Annotated in this window: 21 protein-coding genes; 11 read left to right on the top strand and 10 right to left on the bottom strand. The window is 31.1% G+C overall.

Going from position 1 to position 25,459, the window contains the following annotated elements; genetic code table 11:
• The first annotated feature begins 259 nt into the window (after positions 1-259).
• The 5 genes from Q4Q40_RS03790 to rlmB all read left to right on the top strand — a co-directional run bounded on the left by Q4Q40_RS03790 (position 260) and on the right by rlmB (position 6,961).
• On the top strand, positions 260-3,457 hold the full coding sequence (locus tag Q4Q40_RS03790) for a SusC/RagA family TonB-linked outer membrane protein (RefSeq protein ID WP_303300375.1): 3,198 nt from the start codon (positions 260-262) through the stop codon (positions 3,455-3,457).
• A gap of 11 nt (positions 3,458-3,468) precedes the next feature.
• The gene (locus Q4Q40_RS03785; protein WP_303300374.1) at positions 3,469-4,974 is read left to right on the top strand and encodes a SusD/RagB family nutrient-binding outer membrane lipoprotein; all 1,506 of its coding nucleotides are present in this window, start codon (positions 3,469-3,471) and stop codon (positions 4,972-4,974) included.
• Between the two features lie 14 nt (positions 4,975-4,988).
• Positions 4,989-5,648, top strand: coding sequence for a BT_2262 family domain-containing protein (locus tag Q4Q40_RS03780; RefSeq protein ID WP_303300373.1), 660 nt, complete (start codon positions 4,989-4,991; stop codon positions 5,646-5,648).
• An 11-nt stretch (positions 5,649-5,659) separates the two neighbouring features.
• Entirely contained in the window at positions 5,660-6,160 is a 501-nt protein-coding gene (locus tag Q4Q40_RS03775; RefSeq protein WP_303300372.1) for a lipid-binding protein, read from the top strand.
• A gap of 66 nt (positions 6,161-6,226) precedes the next feature.
• Positions 6,227-6,961: a 23S rRNA (guanosine(2251)-2'-O)-methyltransferase RlmB gene (gene rlmB / locus Q4Q40_RS03770; RefSeq protein WP_303300371.1), complete on the top strand. Its 735-nt coding sequence runs from the start codon at positions 6,227-6,229 to the stop codon at positions 6,959-6,961.
• 22 nt (positions 6,962-6,983) lie between these two features.
• Here the strand turns inward: rlmB and Q4Q40_RS03765 are convergent, their stop codons facing one another.
• On the bottom strand, positions 6,984-9,632 hold the full coding sequence (locus Q4Q40_RS03765; RefSeq protein ID WP_303300370.1) for a DEAD/DEAH box helicase: 2,649 nt from the start codon (positions 9,630-9,632) through the stop codon (positions 6,984-6,986).
• Positions 9,633-9,970: 338 nt separating this feature from the next.
• Complete coding sequence (locus Q4Q40_RS03760) at positions 9,971-10,693, bottom strand: rhomboid family intramembrane serine protease (protein ID WP_303300369.1); 723 nt, start codon at positions 10,691-10,693, stop codon at positions 9,971-9,973.
• Between the two features lie 284 nt (positions 10,694-10,977).
• Here Q4Q40_RS03760 and Q4Q40_RS03755 point away from each other — a divergent pair, with 284 nt between their 5' ends.
• The gene (locus Q4Q40_RS03755) at positions 10,978-12,255 is read left to right on the top strand and encodes a replication-associated recombination protein A (protein ID WP_303300368.1); all 1,278 of its coding nucleotides are present in this window, start codon (positions 10,978-10,980) and stop codon (positions 12,253-12,255) included.
• Between the two features lie 14 nt (positions 12,256-12,269).
• Here Q4Q40_RS03755 and Q4Q40_RS03750 read toward each other — a convergent pair whose 3' ends face one another.
• The 6 genes from Q4Q40_RS03750 to radC all read right to left on the bottom strand — a co-directional run bounded on the left by Q4Q40_RS03750 (position 12,270) and on the right by radC (position 17,935).
• A complete protein-coding gene (locus Q4Q40_RS03750) occupies positions 12,270-13,130 on the bottom strand; it encodes a hypothetical protein (RefSeq protein WP_303300367.1) in 861 nt (286 codons plus the stop codon).
• On the bottom strand, positions 13,120-14,535 hold the full coding sequence (locus Q4Q40_RS03745; protein ID WP_303300366.1) for a DUF5723 family protein: 1,416 nt from the start codon (positions 14,533-14,535) through the stop codon (positions 13,120-13,122). The genes Q4Q40_RS03750 and Q4Q40_RS03745 overlap by 11 nt, the downstream gene beginning before the upstream one ends.
• Positions 14,532-15,098 carry a hypothetical protein gene (locus tag Q4Q40_RS03740; RefSeq protein ID WP_303300365.1) on the bottom strand — a complete coding sequence of 189 codons (567 nt, stop codon included), beginning with the start codon at positions 15,096-15,098 and terminating at the stop codon, positions 14,532-14,534. The genes Q4Q40_RS03745 and Q4Q40_RS03740 overlap by 4 nt, the downstream gene beginning before the upstream one ends.
• Before the next feature lie 47 nt (positions 15,099-15,145).
• The gene (locus Q4Q40_RS03735; RefSeq protein ID WP_303300364.1) at positions 15,146-15,835 is read right to left on the bottom strand and encodes a YjjG family noncanonical pyrimidine nucleotidase; all 690 of its coding nucleotides are present in this window, start codon (positions 15,833-15,835) and stop codon (positions 15,146-15,148) included.
• Positions 15,825-17,126, bottom strand: a complete 1,302-nt coding sequence (locus Q4Q40_RS03730; RefSeq protein ID WP_303300363.1) for a polysaccharide deacetylase family protein — start codon at positions 17,124-17,126, stop codon at positions 15,825-15,827. The genes Q4Q40_RS03735 and Q4Q40_RS03730 overlap by 11 nt, the downstream gene beginning before the upstream one ends.
• A 110-nt stretch (positions 17,127-17,236) precedes the next feature.
• On the bottom strand, positions 17,237-17,935 hold the full coding sequence (radC, locus tag Q4Q40_RS03725; protein ID WP_303300361.1) for a RadC family protein: 699 nt from the start codon (positions 17,933-17,935) through the stop codon (positions 17,237-17,239).
• Positions 17,936-18,264: 329 nt separating this feature from the next.
• Between radC and Q4Q40_RS03720 the strand changes: the two genes are divergently transcribed.
• The 5 genes from Q4Q40_RS03720 to Q4Q40_RS03700 all read left to right on the top strand — a co-directional run bounded on the left by Q4Q40_RS03720 (position 18,265) and on the right by Q4Q40_RS03700 (position 23,078).
• Positions 18,265-18,858: an FMN-binding negative transcriptional regulator gene (locus Q4Q40_RS03720; RefSeq protein WP_303300360.1), complete on the top strand. Its 594-nt coding sequence runs from the start codon at positions 18,265-18,267 to the stop codon at positions 18,856-18,858.
• Positions 18,858-19,319 (top strand): hypothetical protein, encoded by a 462-nt coding sequence (locus tag Q4Q40_RS03715; protein WP_303300359.1) that lies wholly within the window; start codon positions 18,858-18,860, stop codon positions 19,317-19,319. Before Q4Q40_RS03720 ends, Q4Q40_RS03715 begins: the two co-directional genes overlap by 1 nt.
• A 414-nt stretch (positions 19,320-19,733) precedes the next feature.
• Complete coding sequence (locus tag Q4Q40_RS03710) at positions 19,734-20,456, top strand: hypothetical protein (protein ID WP_303300358.1); 723 nt, start codon at positions 19,734-19,736, stop codon at positions 20,454-20,456.
• Between the two features lie 582 nt (positions 20,457-21,038).
• On the top strand, positions 21,039-22,097 hold the full coding sequence (locus tag Q4Q40_RS03705; protein WP_303300357.1) for an N-acetylmuramoyl-L-alanine amidase family protein: 1,059 nt from the start codon (positions 21,039-21,041) through the stop codon (positions 22,095-22,097).
• Positions 22,098-22,757: 660 nt separating this feature from the next.
• Positions 22,758-23,078, top strand: coding sequence for a hypothetical protein (locus Q4Q40_RS03700; protein ID WP_303300355.1), 321 nt, complete (start codon positions 22,758-22,760; stop codon positions 23,076-23,078).
• Positions 23,079-23,229: 151 nt separating this feature from the next.
• Here Q4Q40_RS03700 and Q4Q40_RS03695 read toward each other — a convergent pair whose 3' ends face one another.
• Positions 23,230-23,520: a hypothetical protein gene (locus Q4Q40_RS03695; RefSeq protein ID WP_303300353.1), complete on the bottom strand. Its 291-nt coding sequence runs from the start codon at positions 23,518-23,520 to the stop codon at positions 23,230-23,232.
• A 494-nt stretch (positions 23,521-24,014) separates the two neighbouring features.
• A complete protein-coding gene (locus Q4Q40_RS03690; RefSeq protein ID WP_303300352.1) occupies positions 24,015-25,400 on the bottom strand; it encodes a hypothetical protein in 1,386 nt (461 codons plus the stop codon).
• Between the last annotated feature and the right edge of the window lie 59 nt (positions 25,401-25,459).

Below are 25,459 nucleotides of genomic sequence, written 5' to 3'. Positions count from 1 at the left end.
ACTTATATTTATTATGTTAAAAAAGCCTATGAGACAATTATCTTATAGGCTTTTTATATTACATCATTCATAGACAAATATTAATATAACTCTAGAATAGAGCTAAATACAAATCTTTTAAAAAAACCATATTAAATCCCTTGTATTATTTCATTTTTTTATCGAAATTTTCGTTAAAAGGTAAATTTTAACCATTATTTATTGTTTTATTAACTTTTTATTATGATTTTTGGCATTGACTAATTCAAATAATTATAAAATGAAAACAAAGTTTAGTGGAATACTAACGCTATTGTTAGCGCTAGTAGTGCAATTATCTTTTGCACAAGAAAAGACAATTTCAGGTACCGTTTCGGATGATTCGGGATTACCTCTCCCTGGAGCTACTGTCTTAGTTAAAGGTACCAGTTCGGGTACATCTTCAGATTTCGATGGTAGATATTCGATTAGGGCTAGTGAGGGAGCGATCCTTACATTTAGTTTTGTTGGGTATACTACTATTGAGGCTGCTGTTGGCAGTTCCAATACAGTTAATGTGACATTAGAAGAAGATGCAGAATCTTTAGAAGAGGTTGTTGTAACTGCTTTTGGTAAGACTAAAGCCAAAAGAGAAGTTAGTTCTTCAGTTTCCATTATTGACAATGCAGAATTAACTAATGTAACTAACATAAACCCTTTAGAGTCTCTTTCTGGAAAAATTTCAGGGGTAGATCTATCTACTCCAGCACAAGTTGGTGCTACATCTAAAGTTATTATTAGAGGTTTTAGCTCGCTAGGTAGTAATCAACCTCTTTATATAATTGATGGTTCTCCTATTAATAATACGCAAAATCAATTAGTTTCTGCAGCTGGAGACACAGCTGTTAGTCGTACATTTGATGGAGGTAGCGGTTTAAATGACTTAGACCCTAATAACATTGAGACAATAAGTGTCCTTAAAGGTGCAGCAGCAGCAGCTCTTTATGGTTCTAGAGCATCAAATGGAGCTATTATCATTACTACTAAAAGAGGACGTAATAATCAGGGGTTAAAAGTAGATATTGTTAGTTCAATTGATTTATTAGAAGTAGCTAGAGTACCACATCTTCAAAATGACTTTGGTCAAGGATGGAACGGTCAAAGCTATTCATCATTACCAAGTGGTGGCCAAGGGGCAAGTAATGAAAATGGTTCATGGGGAGCTCCTTTCGATGGTCAAGTAAGAACTTTTGGGCATATTATTAATAATTCTCAACAAATTAAACCTTATCTCGCTTTAAAAGATAACATCAAAGACTTTTATGATATTGGATCTGTTTATACAAATTCTATAAGATTATCAGGAGGAGGAAGTAATACAATGTTTAGTCTTGGTTTTACCAATACAGATAGTGACGGTATCATTCCAACTGATGCAGATGCATTCAGTAGACGTGTTATAAACGCATCAGGAGGTCTTTCTTCTGAAAAGTTTAGATTAAATGTTTCAGCAAATTATGTTGAAAGAGATCAAAATGTTGTTAATACAGGTCAAGGAGATAACGCTGGTGAAGGTGAAGTATTGATACAAGAAATAATTCAAATCCCTAGAGATGTTAGTTTAGTTGATTTAGCTGATTATAACAATAACATATTTAATAGTAATGATAATTTTTACACGCCATATTCAAGAAACCCTTATTGGACTATCAATGAAAATGGTAATAATTTAAAAAGTAATCGTTTCTATGGAAATGTTAATCTAAATTATTCAATAGTAGAAAACTTAAGTGCTACTGTTCAATTTGGTGGAGATATAACCAATACTAGTAACAAAAGTTTTGGAGCTATAATTAATTATTCTCCGGATTCTCCAAATGCTCTTTTAGGAGCAACAACAAATGCTGGTGGTGTTACTGAATCAAAAACACTTAGAAAAGAATACGATACATTTTTCACCTTGGACTACGATAATAGTATAACTGAGGACTTAACTGTTGATGCTTCTTTAGGTTTAAACTACAATGAGCGTTCTACTGATTTTTCAAGAGTCCAGATTACTGATTTAAGTGTTCCTAATTTTTATGAGTTATCTAATACCGCTGGAAGACCAATAGTAACTCAAAATAATTCTCTAAGAAGAACTTATGGTGTTTTTGGCTCTGCTACTGTAGGCTATAAAAACAGATTCTTTTTAACTCTAACAGGTAGAAATGACTGGTCGTCTACATTACCTGTAGAAAACAATTCTTTCTTTTACCCTTCTGCTGGTTTAAGTGCTATTGTTATAGACAATAGTCAACATAGTGTAAAGCTAAGAGCTGCAGTTGCAAGAGTTGCTAAAGATACAGGTCCATATAATACTGAAAATGCACTTATTCCTGCCGTTAATAGTGGTGGTTTTGGGCAGATATTATTCCCTATTGGAGGGCAAAATGCTTTTGAATTAAGTGGTATTATCGGAAATCCAAACTTAAAACCTGAAATTACTGATGAATATGAATTCGGTACAGAAATAAGTTTATTTAACAGTAGAGTTAATATTGACTTTGCTTACTATAACAAAGATACTGAAGGCGTTATTATAAGCCGCCCACTACCTAGGTCTACAGGTTATGCAAGTTTAACTGGAAACTTTATCGATTTAAACAATAAAGGTGTAGAACTTGCTGTTAGTGGTTACCCTGTAAAAGGAAATAATTTCACTTGGGAAGTAGGTTATACATTTACAAAAAACGAAAATGAAGTGACAGGTATAGCTGAAGGTTTAGATGAAATTTTAATAAACAGCGCATTTGCTGTTAACTTTTATGCAGAAAAAGGTAAACCTCTTGGGGTATTTAAAACTCGTGTTCCTTTAACTAATGATGCAGGTCAGGTAATAGTTAATCCTACAACGGGGATTCCAACCCAAACTACTGATGAAGTAGATATAGGAAATTCACAAAGAGATTTCATAATGGGATTAAAGAATACATTAACCTATAAAAACTTAAGCTTATCTTTTAATTTTGACTGGAAAGAAGGTGGTAAAATGTATACATACACCGGTAGATTACTTGGATTCACTGGTAATTCTATATTAACAACTTACAATGATAGAAATCCCTTTATAGTTCCTAATACTGTTGTAGATAATGGAGATGATACATACTCTGAAAATACTACGCCTATTACTTTTGAAAATGTAACAGGTTTCTATAGTAGCTCTAATAATGGCTCTACAGAGGTGAATCATGTAGTTGATAGAAGCTTCATAAGATTAAGAGATTTGTCTCTATCATATAGAATACCTTCTTCTCTCGTAGATCAATTAGGAATTTCAAGAGCTTCTATTACTGCTTACGGTAAAAATTTATTTTTGTGGACACCTGATGATAACCCATATGTAGATCCTGAAATATCGACATTTGGTAGTGATTTAGCGAGTGAATTTGGTGAGTTTTCAACCAATCCTTCACAAAGAACATACGGTGTTTCTCTTAAAGTATCATTTTAAAAAAAAAGAAAATGAAAAAAATAATATATAGTTTATTGGCGATTAGTTTCTTATTATCGTCATGTGAAGACCAATTAGACATAAACAGAGATCCTGATTTGTTATCTCAAGATAATGCAGCATTATCATCTGAAATCGCGGCTGGAATGATGGGAATTGGAGCTACTCAAAATTTTTACTATGCTTTTATAGGAGGAATTTGGGCACAGCAATGGTCTCAAAGTTTAGCAGCCAGTCAGTACAGAGCTATAGATGACTATAGTATTGGTACAAATGATTATACTGGAGGATGGAGTAACATGTATGATGCGTTATCTGATATTAAAAACGCTAAAAAATTAGCATTTGAGCAAGAGAATTGGAACTATTATTTGATAGCATCTTGCTTAGATGTATATGCATCTCAAATAATGACTGACTTTTATAATGATATTCCTTATAAAGAAGCTAATTTAGGTATTGATAATCTTCAACCAAACTTTAATACTGGCCAAGAAATCTATGATTTTATGATCGAAGATTTGGATGATGCGCTAGGTAGAGATTTAGCAAATTCGTCATTACCAGCACCAGGTGCAGATGACTTCATGTTTAGTGGCGTTATGGCAAGATGGGTAGAATTTGCTAATACTTTGAAACTTAAAATTTATTTAAGGCAAACAGAGGCGAGATCTTCTGTAGCACAAGCTGGTATTACAGCCATGATCAATGCTAATGCTGCTTTTCTAACTGTAGACGCAGCTATTCCTTCTAGTGTTTTTAAAGATGAGGCAAACGCTAGTAGTCCTTTATATGAAAACGATAGAAGACAACTGAACACGAACTCTAATCTAAGAGCAAGTAGAACTATGTGGTCTTATTTAGACGCTAATTCAGATCCAAGACTTGAAGCTTTTTATGGGTTAGGAAACCCTTTAGACCAAGGAGACTACAACAGTGATGCGGCTCCTAATTCTGTATCGATTGCAGATATTAGCCCCCTATCTCCAGTATTCTTTATTAGTGCTGCACAAAGTTACTTTATGCAAGCTGAAGCTATGGAACGATACAATGGAGGTACAGGAGCAAAAGCTTTGTACGATGCTGGTGTTGCTGCTGCATTTGAAAAAAGTCCAAACTTTTTTGATGACACAAAATCTGAGGCAAATCAAAATTGGGTGTTCCAAACACCATATGACCATACCCCATTTATAGAGGCTGGCGGCGTGTATGAATATCCGGAAGCCGGGACTTTAGATGATAAGCTTTCTGCCATTATAACTCAAAAATGGATATCTAATTACCCTGATCAAGGTTATGAATCATTTTTTGAGCAACATAGAACAGGAATCCCTGCTGTTTCTGCCGTTCCTCAAACAAGTTTAAGTTATGTGCCAGGAGAGTTTGCTTATTCTGTTAATGGTGTAACCGGAGGAGTTTTCCCTCAGCGTTTGGTATATCCTAACACTGAATTATCAAGAAATTCAAATGCTCCAGATATTGTAGAAATAACAGTTCCAGTTTGGTGGAATAATTAAAAAAATAAAGAAATATGAAAAAAATAATAATATATACTTTAATCATGTGTGGTTTTGCTTTTACTGCATGTGATGTAGAAAGTACAGAAGGTGTTTCTACCGTTACAAATTTTGCAGTTGTAGAGGCATTAGGTGATGCAATTGTACTCGTAGAAGTAGGTAATACATTTGTAGAACCTGGAGTAAGCGCAACAATATCTGGTGCTGATGTTCCTTTTGAAACATTAGGCACTTTAGATACTAATACACCTGGGATATATGATTTAACTTATCAAGTAATAAATGAAGATGGTTTCGCTGCTCAGGCATTCAGAACTGTTTTTGTATACGAAAATAATGGTACGCTTGCAGGTGTATGGGATGGTAAAAGAATAGGAAGAAGTGGTGGACCAATTTTGGTGTCATCAACATCAGATCCTAGTGTGTTTAATTGTTCTGACTTAACTGCTGGGCATTATGAGTTTGACAGAGCACTTGGTAGAGCATATGCATCACCTGGTCAATTGGCTGTAACTGGCTCCTCTATTGCTGATACAAGTGCAGATAATGCTTTTGGAACATGGAATTTAACTTCTGGTGCTATATCAGGTGATGAAAAGACCATGACTTGGACAATCACAATCCCTGCTTTTAGTTTTGGATACGACTGTGAATTAATTAAAACAACACCTTAAAATTAGTTAAAATGATTACATTAAGAAATATAATAGTAAAGTTAATATTGGGAACATTCCTTATAGTAGGAATTAATTCCTGCGATGAGGGAGGAGAACCAGATCCAGGCTCAACTCTAGTTGTTGAAATGGCAGGTGACTGGTATGTTAAAGCTTATGATGAAAGTGGTACTAATGCATTAACAGGTTTTAGTTTATTTTCCACATACAATACCAGTGATAATAACAATAGCTTATGGCTAGATGATCACGAAAGTATTTTTCCATTAAAGTCTAAAGTATCCGTTGATCTAAGTACTATGACTTTTTCAATTTCTGATGCCGAAAATCTTTTTGATGCAGCTGGAATCGCTACTGTTACTGAAGGTAAGGTATTGGAGAAAGCAACAACATCTACAGGAGGTAATGTAGTAGATAGTATTGCTTTTAAAGTTACCTTACAAAATGACCCTGGTAACATATATTTAATAGGAGGTTATAAAAGAACTGGTTTGTTAGAAGACGAACACTAATTACGATAATTTTAACTAGTACTAAAAACCACCTCTGTTGAGGTGGTTTTTTTATACCTTTACCCCATGCAAGAACAAACACAGATTTTTGGAATTAGAGCTATTATTGAAGCAATAAACGCAGGTGAATCAATTGATAAAGTATTTCTTCAAAAAGGCCTTAAAGGAGAGCTTTTTAGTGAGTTAGAAACCGTTTTAAGGAAAAACGCCATCAATTCTTCCTATGTACCTGTTGAAAAACTTAATAGACTCACTAAAAAAAATCATCAAGGTGCTGTTGCCCAAATTTCTCCAATTGAATTTCATGACATAGAAACTTTAGTTTTAAGCGTATTAGAATCTGATAAAACGCCTTTGTTTTTACTATTAGACCAATTAAGCGATGTTCGTAACTTTGGAGCTATTATAAGAACTGCAGAATGTACAGGTGTTGACGGCATTATTATTCAAAAAAAGGGTGGCGCTCCTGTAAATGGTGATACTATTAAAACTAGCGCAGGAGCCGTTTTTAAAGTCCCTATTTGTAAAGTGGATCATATTAAAGATGCCGTTTTTTACATGCAGGCATCAGGCATAAACGTTATTGCTGCTACCGAAAAAACGGATAACGTCTTATACGATGTTTCGTTTAAAGAACCTTGCGCCATTATTATGGGTTCTGAAGGAAGAGGTATTAACCCCTCCATATTGAAAGTTGTAGATTCCAAAGCTAAACTGCCTATACTAGGTGAGATTGAATCTTTAAATGTTTCTGTGGCTTGTGGTGCTTTTTTGTATGAAGTAGTAAGACAACGTCTTTAATACTTGCTAAAAGTTATATAAGTTAAAAATCCATTTTAAATGAAATAGAAACCTCCCCAGTTTCTTTATTGACTTTTACTTTTGGTTTACCATTTGCACTTAAATCATTTCCTGTACTCATTTTAAAAATTCCAGTTAAGAAATCCATTCCTTTAGTCATAACTTCTTCCATTTGTTCATAGTTCGGCTCCGTTTTTTGGTTGGCTTGAACCTCGATAGACGCTTCTTTTTTTACGGTATTTTCTTCTAATCTTTTAGCGTTATTTGATTCCGTTTCAATTTCCGAAACAACCTCTTCTAGGTTTTCATGTTCTAAATCTTCTTCAATAAGGGTTTCTATTTCATTAGTTTCAATACTACTCTCAAAATCATCATCTTTAATAATTTCTTCAAGTTGCTTTATAAATTGCGATTTTCCTTTTTCTGAAAAATCAACTTCATCGGTATGATTATCTGAATTTAAAACGCCCTCAAAAAGATTTTGCTTTAATAATAATCCTGCTGCAATTTTCATTTCTATCGAATTATAACTAAGTAAATTAAAGACATATAATTTTTGCTGTTGTTGTCCTATTCTATCTATTCTTCCTATACGTTGGTTTTTCTTAGCAGGATTCCATGGTAATTCGAAATTTATAACTGTATCTGCAATTTGTAAATTTAAACCAGCCCCTCCAGATTCGCTTGATAAAAAAATACGGCAATCTGGGTTATCTTCAAATTCTTTTATTAATGCCCCTCGTTTTTTTACAGGAACTTTCCCTGTAAGCATTGTAAAAGTTATATTTTCTTTTTTAAGCATATCACCTATAAGACCAAGCATAGTAACCCATTCTGAAAAAATAATAATTTTTCTATCAGTATTTTTAACGTCTAATTTATCTAATAAAATGTCCTTTAATTCTATTAGCTTTGGGGAACAATGGGTTTCTTTATCAATTAAATAGCTAGAATCACATACCATACGCATATTGGTTAATAAGTGCATGAGTTTTTGCCAATCGTAAGCCGTTTTAAATTTTTTAGCCAAAATAGAAGCTATACCTCTAGCAAAACTATTGTGCAGGTTTTCTTGTTCATCAGAAAGGGATACAAATATATCTTTTTGAATAACATTAGGTAATTGTTTAAAAACTTCTTGCTTTTCTCTTCTTATAAGTATAGAACTTAGGCGTTTTTTTAAGTTTTGAAGATTGTAATAGCCTCTAATTTTATTTTTATGTTTAGAATCGAAAATACAATGTTGATATGAAAACTCCCATTGTGGTGCTAAAAATTTCTGATCTAAAAACTGAACTATGGAATACAAATCTAATAACTTGTTTTCTAAAGGAGTTCCCGTTATTACTAAAGCGTGTTTTCTTTCAATTGCTTTAACAGCATTTGCAGTTTTGGTTTCGTAGTTTTTAATTTTTTGTGCTTCGTCTAAAATAACAAAATCATATCCTGATTTATTAATAAACGGTAAATCTCGCAATATGGTTTCGTAATTTACGATATGAAAAAAACTTGAATCATTAGAATAGATACCATTTCTAATATCTGGGTATCCTTCAACAACAACGGCATTTTCGTTACTAAATTTTAAAATTTCATTTTTCCATTGGTGCTTTACAGATGCAGGACAAATAACTAATGTTTTCTTGAAATTAAAAACTTCTTTTTTAAGAATAGCTGTTGCTATGGCTTGTAGTGTTTTACCAAGTCCCATTTCGTCTGCAACAATCACTCCTTTTTTAAATACCGAAAACTCGACACCTTCTTTTTGATAAGGATACAAGTTTGCTTTTATAGATGAAAAATTTAATGTGCTAGACTTTTTTATAGCCTCTAATGTTTCATTTTCAAAATAGTGCTCCACTTTTTCAAAAACTTCTTCACGTATTTTTATACGCTCTAAATCTCTTGATTTATATAAAAAAGAAGAAAAAGCAGCTATCTGGTTATCTTCAATTGAATTATTATTTTTAAAATAGTCCTTCAAAAGTGTCTCTTCTTCTTTTTCTAACTTTTCTGGAAAAAACCAGGAAATCTTATAATTATTTAAAGGATCTGTGAAAATTTCTATAAAAGGATAAGTCTTTTTCAACCGTTTAACCTTTGAGGTATTTTGTTCCAAATAGTTAAATAAATACATAATATGCTTGGTGGTACCTAGCTTATTAGTTTTCCAATCTACATTATTTACGTAACCTATTTTATTCTTAAAATCGCGAAGTGTTACTTTATATGTATTTCCTTTTTCATTTATTAAAGTATGTTCTCCATATAAATTATTGGCAAGATTTACTTTATAGTCAGCTTTTTTCGCTCTATCCTCACGCTCTTCTAAAACCCTTTTTTGCATGCCTTCTTTTGAATACTTAATACCTTCGGTTAGATCTTCAGTATCTATTTCACTTTCTACAACATATAATGCTACAAGACTGGGCACATTCCATTCTGAATAACTTCCATTTATTTTAACACACAACACATCGTTTTCTAAAACAAGCTTAACGCTAAAAAGATCTTTGTTTACATCAATTAGAATCGTAATATTTTCTTTCCCCTGAGATAAAAGTACATGATCATATTGTTCGAAAATATTTTTCGCATTCTCTATTTCATTAGAAGATAACAACTTGTCTTCTTCTATCAATTTTATTGCTTGCCTTACTAATTCAACCATTGCACTTTTTTGTTAATTAATTTAGAATAACAAATTTAATTAAATTCTAAGTTCAATTAATAAGTGCCACTCAAAATTTAAAACTATTAGTCACTACTCTAGTAATTTAAGGTCAAATATTTATATGCATCTTACATGAAAAATTATAACCTATTAACCTTATTGTTGTGAAGTTGAGAGTTAATCACAAAACAGCTTAGTCTAGAATTTAATAAGTAAACTATTTAGTTCCCGATTTCATTTCGGTTATATTCAAGATGACACAAAGATGACAATTTAACGGAAACCTTATTTACTGTCAATTAGATCAGAGACAGCGACTCAAATATTTTTTTCGATTAATCATTTTTGTTTTCTCTATAGGTATAATTTACAGTAGGCTGGTCTTCATCAATTTCTGTATGCTCAACAAAATTACCGTCTGCATCAAAATGTTTTAAAAAAGGGTCCTCATCTTCATTATAGTTTTCATCCTCCCAAACATATTTTTTTGGCTTCGCTATCTCTTTTCTAAAGAAAAAAGCAAACAGTAAGCCTGTAATTAAACCTGACAAATGACCTTCCCAAGATATCCCCTCTTTAATAGGAATGGCATACCATATCATACTTCCGTAAAGAAAAATAACTAATAAAGATAATGCTATAAGCCTATAATGTTTTGCTAATACCCCTTTAAAAAAAGTAAAACTCACTAAAACATAAATAAATCCACTGGCTCCTATATGATAGGATGGTCTTCCAATACACCAAGTGAAAAATCCTGAAAACAAAATCCCTAATAAAATAATTTTCCAGGCAATAGGCCTATAGAAATAGAACAAAGCCATAGAAAGTACAAATAACGGAATCGTATTATGATAGATGTGTTGTATGTCCCCATGAATAAAAGGACTAAAAATAATACCTCTTAGACCTTTTAGGGTTTGAGGATACACGCCGTATTTGCTAAAGTTATAACCGAAACGTACTTCGAACCAAAATACCAACCAAATAGTCAATACAAAAAACACAGGGTATATAATGACTCTTGCTGAGAATTTAAAATGGTCTTGATGTTTCATTTGGTCAAGTGCTATTGTTTTTAATGGGGTGAATGCAATTTACATGGTTAAAACTTATTTCTATTCCAATTTTTACAGGAATGAACTACAATGGAAACTCCAAGGCAGCGCCTAAGAGAATTCTTTTTCGATTAAAGATAGCAAATAGTTCTCCAAGTTTAATTTTAATGCTAAAATGTCAGATATAGAATATGCAAGGGACCAATTACTTGTTTGAAAGCATGACCCAAAAGTAAATTCCAAGGACAGGTTAAAATCTTAAAAAAATACTTTAATTTTACATTATGAATGAACCTTTAGCTGAACGTTTAAGACCAAAAACTTTAAGTGACTATGTGAGTCAAGATCATCTGGTTGGCAAACGTGGTAGTTTAACACAGCATATAAAACAGGGGTTAATTCCATCGATGATTTTCTGGGGACCTCCAGGCACAGGGAAAACAACACTTGCAAATATTATTGCTTCGGAATCTGGCAGACCTTTTTATACACTCAGTGCTATAAATTCTGGGGTTAAAGATATTAGAGATGTTATCGATAAGGCAAAACAAAGTGGCGGATTATTTACTACAAAAAATCCTATTCTATTTATAGACGAAATTCATAGGTTTAGTAAGTCGCAGCAAGATTCTCTTTTACAGGCAGTAGAAAAAGGCTGGATTACATTAATTGGAGCCACAACAGAAAACCCTAGTTTTGAAGTTATTTCGGCGCTTTTATCTCGCTGTCAGGTTTATATCTTAAATGCATTTGATAAAAACGATTTAGAAACACTCTTAAAACGTGCTATCGAGCAAGATGTAGATATTTCTAAAAAAACAATTAAGCTAAAAGAAACAAGTGCTCTTATAAGGCTTTCTGGCGGTGATGGCAGAAAATTACTTAATATTTTTGAGCTTATCGTGAACTCTTACAACTCTAATAAAATAACCATTACAGATGCTTCTGTTTTGGAAAGAATCCAAAGTAACACTGTTCATTACGATAAAACTGGCGAGCAGCATTACGATATTATTTCTGCCTTTATAAAATCCATTCGAGGTAGCGACCCCAATGCGGCAGTATATTGGTTAGCACGTATGGTAGAAGGTGGAGAAGATGTGAAATTTATTGCCAGACGGCTACTCATTTTGGCTAGTGAAGATATAGGTAATGCCAACCCAACTGCATTAGTAATAGCAAATAACGCATTCCAAGCAGTTTCTACAATCGGTTATCCAGAGTCAAGAATTATATTAAGTCAGTGTGCTACATATTTAGCATGTTCTCCTAAAAGTAATGCCGCTTATAAAGCTATTGGTAAAGCGCAACAAATAGTTAAAGATACGGGTAACTTATCTGTGCCTTTAGAGATTAGAAATGCACCAACCAAATTGATGAAAGAGTTAGGTTATGGTGATAATTATAAATATGCACATAATTACGACCTCAACTTTGCCAATCAAGAGTTTTTACCAGATGAGATTAAAAACACAACACTTTACGAACCAGGAAACAACGCCCGTGAAAATGCCCATAGGGAATTTTTAAAACAACGCTGGAAAGAGAAATACGGGTATTAAAGGATCGCTGGATACTAAAACTTAATATTTAATTTCTCCTGTTTAAGTGTATTATTTGAATAGTATTCAATAGTCCAACTGCCATCTTTTTTATAAATAATAGCACTCTTATTTTCTACTAAAAATATATTATCAAGTTTAGTTTGTTTAATTCTGTAGATTACTTTTGGAGAACTGTCTACTAATTGAAACCCATTTTCAATTTCTTGAGCATATAATACATCATATACTGCTTCTTCCATAGCATCTGTTTTTGCAGTGTTTTCTTCTTTGACTGGAGGTACAATTGCCCCAGTATCAACTTTCGGTGTATTTACAACAATTTCAGATTCTTTTTCTTTTTTAAGATTTTGAATCTCTTGTTTTAATTGCTGAATTTCTTGAGCTACTTCATTCTTTACTACTGTTTTTTGAGTTCCCAAAGATGTAATACTCTCATTAGGCTCATATTTATAATTAAGAGTTTCAACAGATTTAAAAGCTGCTCTAAGGGCACCCGTATAAGCTCTAGCAAAATCTTTTTCCCTACTTTCTCCCAACTTAGATGTATAAACTATTTGATCATTACAATCTTTAAGTTCTATTGTTAATTTAGTTTTAAACATTCCTGTTCCCTTCATAACATCAGACCTTAGTGCTAAACATCTATTTCTAATTAAATCTTCAGGATAATCGCTTCCTTCCATCAAAGCCTCAAACCCATATTTTTTAAATAAAAATTGTGCTAAAGAATTTAATTGATATTGGTTTTTTTCCTTTAAGAAATCATATTTATTAGGAACAATGACATACTTATAATCGTTTAAATTAGATTGAGCAAAAACAACTGTAGCGACAAAACAAGCTATAATAGTAGAAAAAAATTTAGTCTTCATTTTTATTAAATATATAGTTAAAACCTAACTGTAAAGATACACTTTGTGCATTATATATGTTTTTAAATTCTAAAAAATTGTCTGCCATAACATAAAAATTTAAACCTCCTAAATTGGTAGACATCCCTAAACCTATATTATAAGCAGAATAAGAATCGATTGTATAAGTCGCTTTTACTTGCAAATTATTAAACAAACGTCTATAATAATATGCCGTTAATGCCGCTATAGGTTGCTTGGGTCTGGTCATAGCAAATAATTGTAAACCGACACTATTTAGATAACTTTTGTTATCTTTTAAGCAATTACAATCTTCGTATTGTTTTTCACCAAAACCATAATTTATTGATGTATTAAGTTTAATAGGGCGCCAAGTTGTGTATTTACTTGTTGTAGTGTCTGGCGTAAATAATTCCACAAAATCGTCTTCAATTTCGTTCCAATAGTCTTCTGCAGTTTGACCATTTCCTGTATCAGGAAAAATAGGGTCTATACCTTCATACACATAATCCCCTTCTATCTTGTAATTTTCAACATCTTTTGAATGTCTTATAAAGCCGACATCCAATAAACTGGCGTCCAAGCTCCATTGTTCATTTAATTGATGTGTTATACCAATATCAAAACCCAATCCTAGGTTTCCTCCTAGTAAAACGCGTTTTGTTAAATCTTTAACAACAGCGTTAGAACCAGATTCATCATCTGTTAAACTAGCCACTCCAGACGTTCTGGCTTCTAAATCTAAATTAAAAATATGTTCATAAAAATTATTTTGCCCACGTTCGGTTATAAAACGACCTTTATTATTCGTAGAATTTACATTTAAGATGCTTGAATATATTTTCCCTCTAACTCCAAAAGTAAAATTGTCATTTACTTTTTTATTGTATCCAAGATGAAATACCGAAATAGCTTCTGCTGCTACATTTATATTATTTGCTCTAAAAGGTCTATAAATATTATTTTGGTTACCTTCCAGGGCTAAGATCGCAAGATCTTTAGGAAAATAAGTTATAAAATCAAATTCCTGGTATAAACCAAAACTCAAATATTTATTCTTTACATAAGAACTTCCAAAAGAAAAACCACCAGAAAAAATTTCTAGTTGTTGATTTGCGCTAAAAAAATCATTAGAGCCCATGCTGTAAACAGCATTTTGAAGTTTGGTATTAAAATCAATACCATTACTAGCAAAAATATCATAAATGGTACTTCCTGTAATACCAACATTAGCATGGATATGAGATAATAATGGAATTCCAAAATACCAATCATTTTTTATTTTTCCGCCAGGGTTAAGTAATAAAGATTGTGGTATATCTGAAAATCCGTAAAGTAATTGCTTGTTTTGTGAAAACGAAAAACAGCATGAAATAACTATAAAAAACAAAATGAATTTTTTCATATCGAATCATCATCTATATTCAAATAAAAAACAGCTTTCGATTTTAACTTTATTCTACCTAGAGAGGTTTCATTAATAGTTTCTCCAGGGATCAAGCTAAGGGTAAACACTATTTTAGAAGTATTTGTTAAAGCTATCAATGTATCGCCTTCAAATTCTTCTACATGATTTGAAATAACATCACTACCATCTGTTGACAGTGAAGCCAGAAGTGTAAACGTATGCAATAATTGTTCTGAATCGTTAAGAAGATCAACACTTACCTGAAACCCTTTATTAATTGAATTTGTAGCTTCAAATACAAAATCTGCTTTAATAAGATTATCAACTATAAATTTGTTACTAAAAAAACCTATTTTTATAGAATCTTTAATAGAAATTACTTCAGTATTATTAACCCAAAAACTACTAGCTGGTTCATCAAAAAAAATGAGACTGGTCTCTATAACTGGAGAAATTTCGAGATCATCTGCTTGTTCAAAATCAATTTCTTTCGTGCAAGAAAAAAGACTTAAACATAAGGCTATGACCAAAAACGAATACTTGATTATTTGTTTTTGCATATGGTTAGATGTTTGGGACTAAACGTAAAAATAAGAAAATTAGTGCTTTATAAGTACTTTTTTAACTGAATTAAATTACTGATTTTTTTAATATCGTCATCAATAACAGTATTATGGATATCAAAAAAAACAACATCCATCCCTATATTTTTTGCACCGAGTATATCTGCCTCGTAACTATCACCTATCATAATACTCTTACTACTGCTGGAATTGGCCAATTGCAAGGCGAAATTAAAAATTTTAGGATTAGGCTTCTTAACTCCAGTCATCTCCGAATTAGTGACCGTTTTAAAATATTTATTAATCTTAGATTTGGTTAGTTTTTTATGCTGCACTTTATCAAATCCATTGGTAATGATGTGCAAATTATAATTGAGATATAAATAATCTAGAATCTCGAAGGTATTTTCAAATAGATAATTAAATGCTGTTAAATGCATTATATAATCATCCGACAGTTTATAAATCATCGTTTCTTCAACCTGATAACCAATCGCTAAAAAAGCGTCATTTAGCCTTCCAAAACGTAAAGCCTCCTTTCCTATTTTCTCTTCTCTATATAGTTTCCAATATTTTTGATTTATAGACCTATAATGATATAAAAAATCGTTTATGTCAACATCAATATTATTTAATTTTAATATCCTACCAAATGTTAATGCAGAATTTTTATCAAAATCCCATAAAGTATGATCCAAATCAAAAAACACATCTGTAATCCCTTTAAGCTTCATTTGTAGATTCTAAGATAATATTAAACAATTCTTTAAACCCTTGCCATTCTTTTTCATCACTAAAAGTATAATTATGAAATACTGAAATAAATTCGCCGTTTACTTGTTTTATGTTATGAATAAGCTCATTTAAAACTTTCTTTTTATCTAACAAAGAATTCGTTTTTAATAATGCATGATCCATAAGGTGGTATGGGTTAATTTTTAGAGGTGTTTGTATTTCGTAATCTAAATCGTAAAATAAAAAAGGCGTACAGGATCCTGCTCTAAAACCTATAAAATCCACATATCCCATAGTGTAATCTTCCTGAATTTCTAATTCTATAAGATTTCTATAGGATTCTGGTAAATTAAGCCTCGAAAAAGATTGTCTGGAAGCTTTTAATCTGGTGTTCAAAATATCTTCCATCCTCAATTTTTCTTTTTTCAAAATTACAGTGTCCTCAATTGCAAAATAGGATACTTTTAAACCTACCATACAATAATCGGCAACATGTTTTATAAGTGATACAAACTTCTTTTTATTAGGAGAAATACCTTTATCGTAAGTAGAAAAATCTCCTATTAAAAAAAAGAATAAAAACTTAAACTTGGTATACCTTTGTCTGTTTATTATATATTTAAAAGTATCATACGGATCGTGCATGAAACCAAGAATAACCGCAAACCTAATATATAGATTCTTAAATCTAAATCTAAATATATCTTTTATAAGACCTCCTAAAGTTCGCATGATACCTTTTAATCTATAGTTATAGGCACTTGGAACATCAATAATGGGTTTAATGGTATAGTTTTTTTCAGGAAATTTAAATTCTGGAAATTGTGTTTGTAATGCGTCTTTAAATTTATATGACCAAATATCAACGACTGGTTGATTTAAAAATCCGTGTTTATAAGCTAAACTTTCGGCTGCTGTAAAACGCCCAAATTCATCCTTTACATGTGGTAAATATTCTTCATAACGTGATAATAGATAAAAAGAAGCTGCAAAAATATCGAAAGGAATAGCGCTTTTATCACCATTATAAAAAAAACATTTTGTGTTTTCCCAATCATGTATATTAATATCAAGATCGCTTAACCCTTGCTCAAATAAAATATCGTGACTTTTAACAAAAAACTCATTCCCGAGTTGTTGTTTTGTGTAAGACATTTTTAAACTATCATGTGCAATAAATGTCTCTATTTTGGTAGTAAAATCTACTTTAACACCTAGAACTCTAGTACAAACGTGTTTAAAAACATATTTTAGTCTGGGTGATATTTTATGGGTATAAATTAAAAGCATATTTTCAGTAGCAGTAAACAGTCTAAAATTTATTTTTATAAAAATATCAAATTCCAAACGTAAAACGCTGGCTTTATCCTTAGAATTTAAAATTTGTTTTTTTGGTATGTTTAAAGTAGTGATCTATCAGCGAAACTAAAGTATGCTTTTTCTGTTATAATAAGATGGTCTAATACTTTTATATCTATACTTTCGGCAGCTTTTTTTAATTTATTTGTTATTTGTTTATCGGCTGCACTAGGCTTTAAAGTCCCAGATGGATGATTATGTGTTAATATCAATCCAGTAGCTCCAACTTCCAAGGCATTTTTTAACACCAAGCGCACATCAACCAAAGTACCTGTAATACCTCCTTTACTCAATTGATTTTTTTGAATGACTTTATTAGAATTATTCACATAAATAATCCAAAACTCTTCGTGCTCTAACTCTCCAATTTTGGGTTGCATAAGCTCAAAAACCGATTCGCTAGATGTTATTTTATTTTTCTCTAAAGCCTCCTCACCCCTTCTACGCCTTCCTAACTCTAAAGCTGCTGCTATACTTACAGCTTTAGCTTCACCAACACCCTTAAAATCCATAAGCTGGGTGGTAGACAATCTACCTAATTTACTTAAATTATTACCTACACTTGCTAAAATTCGTTTACACAAAGCAACGGCACTTTCATCTTTATTCCCAGAGCCTATCAAAATAGCTACTAATTCTGCATCACTTAAGACTTCTCTACCTTTATTTAGTAATTTTTCACGTGGTTGATCGCCTTGCGACCAATTTTTTATTGAAAGTGATGCTCGTTTTTCTTGCATTGGTTAAATTTACTTAAATATTTAATTTTTAAATTTATACAAAGTAAATCAATAATTCATAAAGTAAGGCATTTCTGTCTTTTTTTAATATAATTATTTAAGAAAAATAAATATTGTAAATTTATAAATTGAATTCATCTTGACTTTTTGTTTTTAACCGAAAATGAGTTAAAATTTGTTCAGATTAAGCACTTTTAGAAAGAACATAGCATGAGCATGCGTTACGCATAAAAATAATGACATATGAACAAATATCAGCCATTTTTTAGGAAATAGAAAAAGTCAAGATAAGTTCATTAACAACTCTCAAACCCTAAGCTAAAATCCATTTGAAATACCCTCCGAAATATCATCAGGATAATGACATTAACCATATGGTTGAAGTCATTAAAACCTATCCGTTAGCGACACTCATTTCTGTAAAAGACAATCAGCCTTTAATAACGCACCTGCCTTTAGTTTATAATGATGACGGCAAACTTATTGGACACATTGATATCTTTAATCCGCAAGCGGAATTATTAAAAGACAATAACGATGTTACTATTATATTTTCTGGTCCGCAATGTTATATTTCACCAAGTATTTATACAACCAAGCAATTACCAACCTGGAATTATATTAGAGTACATTTAAAAGCAACAGTTAAAGCCATTGCAAGTAAAGAGGCTTTAAAAGAATCATTAATAAAAATGACAGCTTTTTTAGAAGCGCCAGATCATAAATATGTTTTGGAGCCTGATAACAAAAGCATGAAAGGTTATTTGGATTATATCAAGATGTTTGAAATAACGATTGATTCCTGGGAAGGAAAATTTAAACTCTCTCAAGATAAAAAACCACGTGATATTGAAAGTGCCAGAGCAGAGCTATTACGTGCTAATCAAGAAAGTATTGAAGCGTTTTTGAATAAGGTTTTTTAATGAAGTGGTTTAAACCACTTCAATTTATAAATTCTGGACTTATGTACCCAGAGATCATAAATATTCAAAATTTTATTGCTACCAAGGGAGTAACAACTTGTTTAGGTAAAGTACCTCTTATTGACCAAAATTTAATTCCAGTGATACTAAAAATAGGTAATGACACCTATGTAGTCCATGTATTGGACGAGTATGACGATCTTAACTATTACAATCCTATACTCAATTTTATTATTGTTTTTAGAGCAATAACTATTATTGACGACTCACAAGATTTTTTAACATGGTGTAAACAACAGGGACTAAACCCTAACAACCACAAACTTTTAAGTTACTATAAAGATATTTGCGCTGCTATTTATAGCATAAACAACTATTTCCATGATAATAAAATCAATTATTTTATTTTAGATTTAGACTTTCAGTTAAATACTGGGGTTATAGGTTTTTTGAGGAGTTAGTTTAATATGCTTACATCACAGAAATTCTAAGGACAATAACTTAAGGTTTGTAGAAAAGTAGCCAATTTTGTCCCTTTAAGAAAAACCCGAAATAGCATCTTTAATGAAAAAAGCAGAAACAACTAAGTTAAATATTCTACAAAAGGCATTTAAACTAATTTATAGTAAAGGGTATCAAACAACTAGCATCGATGATATTAAATGAATCTTTCCTTGATTATTTTACTATTCTAGATAAATTGTGTAATAAAACCCTTTTTGAATCCCGTTAATTTTATTAAGACTTATTATACCACCCTCTTTAATTTTTAGCTGTATTAATTATAATTGTCATTGGGGTTGAGCCAAAACATAAAGACCTATAGAAACAAGTCATAGGTTATTTTACAAAAAACTAACAAAAAGAATAAACTAATGAATAAAACAATTATTCTACTTATTGCTCTTTTCTTTTTAGTACCACAAAATTTAAAGGCACAAAATGATGGGGCTGTAATTGGGGCTGCGGCTGGCGCTTTAGTTGCTATTGGAGCAGGAATTGCCGCTATTAAGCAAATGGAAGAGAGAGCTGAACTAACTGCAACCCAATGGATACTGTCTAATAACCCTGAGTTGACAAGTTTTTCTTTAAAAACACTTTCTTTCGATGGTAAAAAATTAAAAGACATGTCAGCAACTTCAGTTATAACTTATAAAATACAAGAGTTTACTCCTGCTGACAACCCCGAACTTAATGGAAAAAAACAAGTTTTATTTGGGTTTACTAGTCAAGGATGGATTAATGAATATGGAATTGACTTTAACAAAATAAGATGGCTTTTAGTTGATCATGAAGAATGGATGAATATGATGATTTCATATGTAAAAGTTTCTTCAAGTGAAAATAACGACAATACGCTTATGGAAACTTTAAAAGAAGGCAAAGTAGTAAACAAAGGGGTAAAAGTAAAAAGCAGGCTAGTTATACCATTTTACAAACTAACAGGTGATATGTATGTTGTAACTGATTATTCGCCAGACTTAAAGTTAATTTATAACGAAAGATCTCTGGGCATATTTTTAAAAGAAACAGCTAATCTTGTTCAAATTGGAAGAGGAGATATTATTGAAATACACAATTACTTTTTTGATCAATAAACTACTTCGATGCAGGCATACGAGGCATTCAATAGGGAATGTTTTTTAAAGATCCGAAGCAAGCTTCTAGGTATTAATCTCAATTTTAATCCATACAATCTCCTTCTCCCAAAACGATTTTTGTGATGACTGGAACGAAGGTTTTCAAATATGGGCAGGCGACACTAATAGAAGTGCTCCTCTCAAAATAGTTCCTATTTTGTCCTATTGCAAGAATTAATCATGATAGTTTGACCGTTATGAAAGAGCAATTAGTGACATGTAATAAAGCTTGATATCTGAATGAGATTATAGAGGCGCAGATTGGCTAAATCCTAGCAAAGGTCATCTTAATCTAAATTAAATTAGTCACCGCATCAAAATTCAAACTCCACTCTATGCATTTTTTACCTTCCTAGAAATATATTTAAGATGTACTACGTTATAACAGTGTCATTTTTTTATGTCCTCGCAAAACAAAAAATCATATGATATTGAAAATGCCAGTGTTGAATTATTACGAGCTAATCAAGAAAGTATTGATTTTTTTTGGATAAAATTTTTTAATATTCATGCTTTAGAATAAATTTTAAAAAAATTATAGTGCTAAAGACTAACACATTATTTCTTTTTTTCTTGATGCATGCTTCTTATGTAATGGGTCAAACAACTCACAAAGAAGTCATTGCAATTAAAAGCGATGGTGTTTATTCCATACTTCGAAGGCATAATATAGATCCCACTAAATATTATAAACAGTTTATAGCATTAAACAAAAAAAACATAAGTCCAGATAATGGCTTAATTATAGGCAAAACCTATATCCTTCCTATAGTAAAAAAAGAAAAAATACATATAGAAACAAAACCTATTGCGGTAACCGATAGTATCATTATAAAACCTGCGGATAGTATGCCATTAGTTGAAAAAATTAATGATCCCATTTTTGGAAAAGAACACAGTTCAATAACTATTGAAGACAAAAAACTAAATGGTGCTATTTATTATTTAATTTCTGGACATGGTGGTCCCGACCCTGGCGCTACAGAAATATACAACGGCTCACTAATTTCTGAAGATGAATATGCCTACGACGTTACTTTACGTCTCGCCAAATTGTTACTTGCTAGAAGTGCTACGGTATATATTATTATAAAAGACCCGAATGATGGTATTAGAAACAAACGTATACTGGAAATCGATTATGACGAAGTAAGCTACCCAAATAAACAGATTCCTAAAAGTCAAAAATTAAGGTTAAGACAGCGTACCCAAGCGGTAAATGATTTATACATAAAACATAAAGGTTCTTACCAAAGGCTTATAGTAACACATGTTGATAGCCGAAGTAAAGGAAAGAATATCGATGTCTTTTTTTATCATCATGAAAAGAGTAAAAAAGGAAAACGACTGGCTGAAAATATTCATAGTTCTTTTAAACAGAAATATGCTAAACACCAACCCAACCGTCAATATTTTGGAACTGTAAGCTCCAGAAAATTATATCTGGTAAAAAACACATTGCCTGCTATGGTTTATATTGAATTAGGTAATATTAAAAGCTATAAAGACCAAAAAAGACTTCTTAATTACCTAAACAGAGAAGCTTTAGCTAAATGGATTTTTGAAGGGCTGGTTTCTGATTTTGATGAGCGAAAGTAATATCGTTTTAATATTGAGGCATTTTTGAATAGGTTTTTTTAGAAGATGTATCTTTCTTGGTTTTAGTTTTTATTCCGTTTCCTACTAATATATTTCCCCTTTATTGAGTTAAGAATATTAGTTCTACTCGTTCAGTATTGATAACAGGAGAAGGAATATTAATATTCACAGTTGGTATTCCTGCATCTGAACTAAACGAACCTTATGAATTTCAAGCTACTTTTACAACAACAGATGGATGGCAAGGCTAACCACCTTTTTTACATTACACTGTTTTCTATAATTATGCACACCTTTTTGTATACTAAAACCATTATAAGAACATTGAAGATATAATTTAATCTTCTTTAATACTATAGATACAAATTATATGAATATTAATGAGAATTGCTTTTTTGGCTATAACAATTAGACCGTGCCTCCAATATGGTCAAACAATTCCACTTTAAAAGATATTCAATGATATGAAAAACAGGGTTAGATCTAAGGCAATACAAGTGCTTTTAGAACATGAATCTTACAAAATGAAAGAAAATAATCCACTTATGTAAAAGCAAATACTTTCAAAATAATTAAAAACCCATTAGATTAGTGGTCTCAACAAATAAGAAATATGCGTACTGGTACACATATACATTTGTTAGCCACAATTTAAGTAAAATGAATAAATTAGATTATAGTATTTCATTAAGAGAGAAAGGTTTTGGGTCAAACGAAATAAAAAAGAGACTAAAAGAAGAAGGTTTAGAAGAATCTCAAATTCAGTATTATTTAAAAAAATCTGATGAAATATTTTTAAATCAGTTAATTCATAATAAAAAATCTAAATCTAGCGGGAAAACCAAAAAAGGAATAAAAATTATAGTTTTGGTACTTAACTTATTACTTTTATTTAGCGTGTTTTTTGATTACGCGAGGATAGGTCTATTAGGATTATTTGTTATGTGGAGTTTAATTGGATATAGTTCGTTTAGGAAATAAAGAAAGGAAATTAAAAAAACATTCGTTTTTTATTTGCTAAATTAGATGTTTGAACACGCAACAAACCATATACAAACACATTGGGTGTAATTATGGGAAACTCAAAAAAAAGATTGCCAAAAAGACTAATTGACAATCTTTTTCTAAAAAACTAGTTTTCTCGGACAATACCTTCTAACTTACCCATTAGTAGTTTAACATTAAACAAAATGGACTTCTCTTCTTCTTTAATAAACGAATGAGAATGGTAAAGTGCTGTGTTATGAACCCATTCTAAAGACTTGATGAGTTCCAAAGTGTCTTGAAAGCTGATAAATTCCAGCAATTCTACCTGAGCAGGATACAAATCCTTTTTGACTTTTTTTGATACGTGTCGTGTATCATCCGATGTATTGACCGATTTGCATTTCGGACATACATTTTGACCATTCTGTGTTGTCATAATTAAAACGGATTAAATGAATAAAAAGAGGAGAGGTCACTGACAACACATTCCAAGCAATGCTTAGATTGGTCTCGGGACTTACACCCGTATGCCTCTCCAATATTTTTTTTAAACCTGTTTTGAGATTTTCGCATTGCGCTTTAGTAAAATGTGTTGTCGACACAAATGTAAAAAAGAAACCACAAACAACAAAATGTATAATTCATTGCTCCTGATCTTCCTATCAGAAAATACTCGCGCTTTTATTGTTCCTCGCTACCGCTAGTTTCCAAAACTAGTGGAGGCAAGAGTAAGAAATAAAAAAGAGAAAAAATTTTACATTATTCTGTAAAAGCTTTTCTTGTATTAATTCTTACAAAAATATTAGACCAGTGGCATGTATCGGTACCCCCCGCTCTGCAAAGTCTACGGCTTAGTAGGTATTTATCATTTTAAATCAGTAAATAAAAAAGCAAACTTTAAGCTACAAGTTGACTCTTTAAAAACAAGTCCTAGTTACGCTCTTCAATTATATTAATTGGAAATCGTTTTTTAAGATGTCTCTGCTCTTTTTTATATTGTTCATTTTTGTTAAAATAGTCTTCAAAAATTGTTTGATTCTGTTCTCGTAACTTATGTGCAGCTGTATAATGAGAAGATAAAACCATTATATAATTCTGATAATCTGCATCTTCATCATATAAATATTTAAAAGCAACATTTTCATTAATGTAATTTTTAAATTTTCTAACAAGCATATCCTTTGGGACAGTAATCCCATTGATTTTTATAGTATCACTAATTTCAATTTTTAAAGTTTTTTCAAAAACTTTATTTTCTTCAAAAGGCGGTAATGGAGGTAATGGAAATGAAGAAATATTAGTGTCTTGTTTAAAATCTAAGACAAAAGAAGAAATTCTATGTTCTATGCCTCTATTTTCAAACCTCGCGGTTAATAAATCATCATTATAGACATCATAAATAATTCTTTCTTGATTTATTGAATACAATTCTGCCTCTAATATTTTTATGTATTTTAAATCAATATCCCTATTTGCAATTATCCTTACTTTTAAAAAAGGAACTAATTCCTCCCTCATAGAAGCTCTTTTAGCATAGATTATACTTGGAACATCTTCTAAAAAAGCCCATTTATCATAAACTAAAAACTTCAATTGGTTATCATCATCTAAATTGATTTTAATACTAAGTTCATTATAAAACCTAGTATTATTATCATTATAAAAATCAGAATGTGGCAGGTCATATATTGGATTGGATTTTATTGAAAATTCATCAATTTCTTTATAATCAGTAAAATTTAATCTACTCAATCCAAGAGTCAACAAAACCAAAATAAGCAAATGAATAAGTTGAAATTTAAAGCGATTTTTAGTAAAAACCATACTCAAACTTTTCCATGACTCCAGATACAAAACAAAAAGCAAAAGATACAATGCCCATATATATTCCGAAAAATCAAAATCCATAAATCCCATAGAAAACATCCCAAAAACTAAACCGATTTTAACAAACCAATATGAAAAATTGAAATTTAAAAAAATCTGTTCGTTGAGTATTCTTTTTCTTTTAGGATTAAAACGTGACAATACATTTTGTGACTTACTCAAAAGTAAATTGATTATTAATGAATTAGCAAAAATCACCGATAAACCTGCAAAAAATATATTGTATAAATTTCTATTATTGTCACTTATAATATTGGGTAAATTGCCAAATCCAAAAGACATTAATCTAAACGATTCTCTTATTACATAAAAGAATCCGTAAATAGTAAATGCAGAAGCTAAACCTATTGTAATACTTAAAACAAGACGTTCTGTAGAAATGTTTGTAAAATTTACTGAAGAATCGTAGAAGTATCTTTTTAATTTCATGTGAAAACGTATATAAACTATAAGTATTCACACTTTGTAAAACGTTACAACTTTTAATA

It is taken from the genome of Flavivirga jejuensis (genome assembly GCF_030540765.1).
Taxonomy (GTDB): domain Bacteria; phylum Bacteroidota; class Bacteroidia; order Flavobacteriales; family Flavobacteriaceae; genus Flavivirga; species Flavivirga jejuensis.
This window is presented reverse-complemented; position numbering and strand designations above follow the sequence as displayed.

Excerpts from the sequence above, each read along its gene's own strand:
- Q4Q40_RS03790 (WP_303300375.1), top strand. The coding sequence starts at position 260 with ATGAAAACAAAGTTTAGTGGAATACTAACGCTATTGTTAGCGCTAGTA.
- Q4Q40_RS03785 (WP_303300374.1), top strand. The coding sequence starts at position 3,469 with ATGAAAAAAATAATATATAGTTTATTGGCGATTAGTTTCTTATTATCG.
- Q4Q40_RS03780 (WP_303300373.1), top strand. The coding sequence starts at position 4,989 with ATGAAAAAAATAATAATATATACTTTAATCATGTGTGGTTTTGCTTTT.
- Q4Q40_RS03775 (WP_303300372.1), top strand. The coding sequence starts at position 5,660 with ATGATTACATTAAGAAATATAATAGTAAAGTTAATATTGGGAACATTC.
- rlmB (WP_303300371.1), top strand. The coding sequence starts at position 6,227 with ATGCAAGAACAAACACAGATTTTTGGAATTAGAGCTATTATTGAAGCA.
- Q4Q40_RS03765 (WP_303300370.1), bottom strand. The coding sequence starts at position 9,632 with ATGGTTGAATTAGTAAGGCAAGCAATAAAATTGATAGAAGAAGACAAG.
- Q4Q40_RS03760 (WP_303300369.1), bottom strand. The coding sequence starts at position 10,693 with ATGAAACATCAAGACCATTTTAAATTCTCAGCAAGAGTCATTATATAC.
- Q4Q40_RS03755 (WP_303300368.1), top strand. The coding sequence starts at position 10,978 with ATGAATGAACCTTTAGCTGAACGTTTAAGACCAAAAACTTTAAGTGAC.
- Q4Q40_RS03750 (WP_303300367.1), bottom strand. The coding sequence starts at position 13,130 with ATGAAGACTAAATTTTTTTCTACTATTATAGCTTGTTTTGTCGCTACA.
- Q4Q40_RS03745 (WP_303300366.1), bottom strand. The coding sequence starts at position 14,535 with ATGAAAAAATTCATTTTGTTTTTTATAGTTATTTCATGCTGTTTTTCG.
- Q4Q40_RS03740 (WP_303300365.1), bottom strand. The coding sequence starts at position 15,098 with ATGCAAAAACAAATAATCAAGTATTCGTTTTTGGTCATAGCCTTATGT.
- Q4Q40_RS03735 (WP_303300364.1), bottom strand. The coding sequence starts at position 15,835 with ATGAAGCTTAAAGGGATTACAGATGTGTTTTTTGATTTGGATCATACT.
- Q4Q40_RS03730 (WP_303300363.1), bottom strand. The coding sequence starts at position 17,126 with ATGCTTTTAATTTATACCCATAAAATATCACCCAGACTAAAATATGTT.
- radC (WP_303300361.1), bottom strand. The coding sequence starts at position 17,935 with ATGCAAGAAAAACGAGCATCACTTTCAATAAAAAATTGGTCGCAAGGC.
- Q4Q40_RS03715 (WP_303300359.1), top strand. The coding sequence starts at position 18,858 with ATGAAGTGGTTTAAACCACTTCAATTTATAAATTCTGGACTTATGTAC.
- Q4Q40_RS03710 (WP_303300358.1), top strand. The coding sequence starts at position 19,734 with ATGAATAAAACAATTATTCTACTTATTGCTCTTTTCTTTTTAGTACCA.
- Q4Q40_RS03700 (WP_303300355.1), top strand. The coding sequence starts at position 22,758 with ATGAATAAATTAGATTATAGTATTTCATTAAGAGAGAAAGGTTTTGGG.
- Q4Q40_RS03695 (WP_303300353.1), bottom strand. The coding sequence starts at position 23,520 with ATGACAACACAGAATGGTCAAAATGTATGTCCGAAATGCAAATCGGTC.
- Q4Q40_RS03690 (WP_303300352.1), bottom strand. The coding sequence starts at position 25,400 with ATGAAATTAAAAAGATACTTCTACGATTCTTCAGTAAATTTTACAAAC.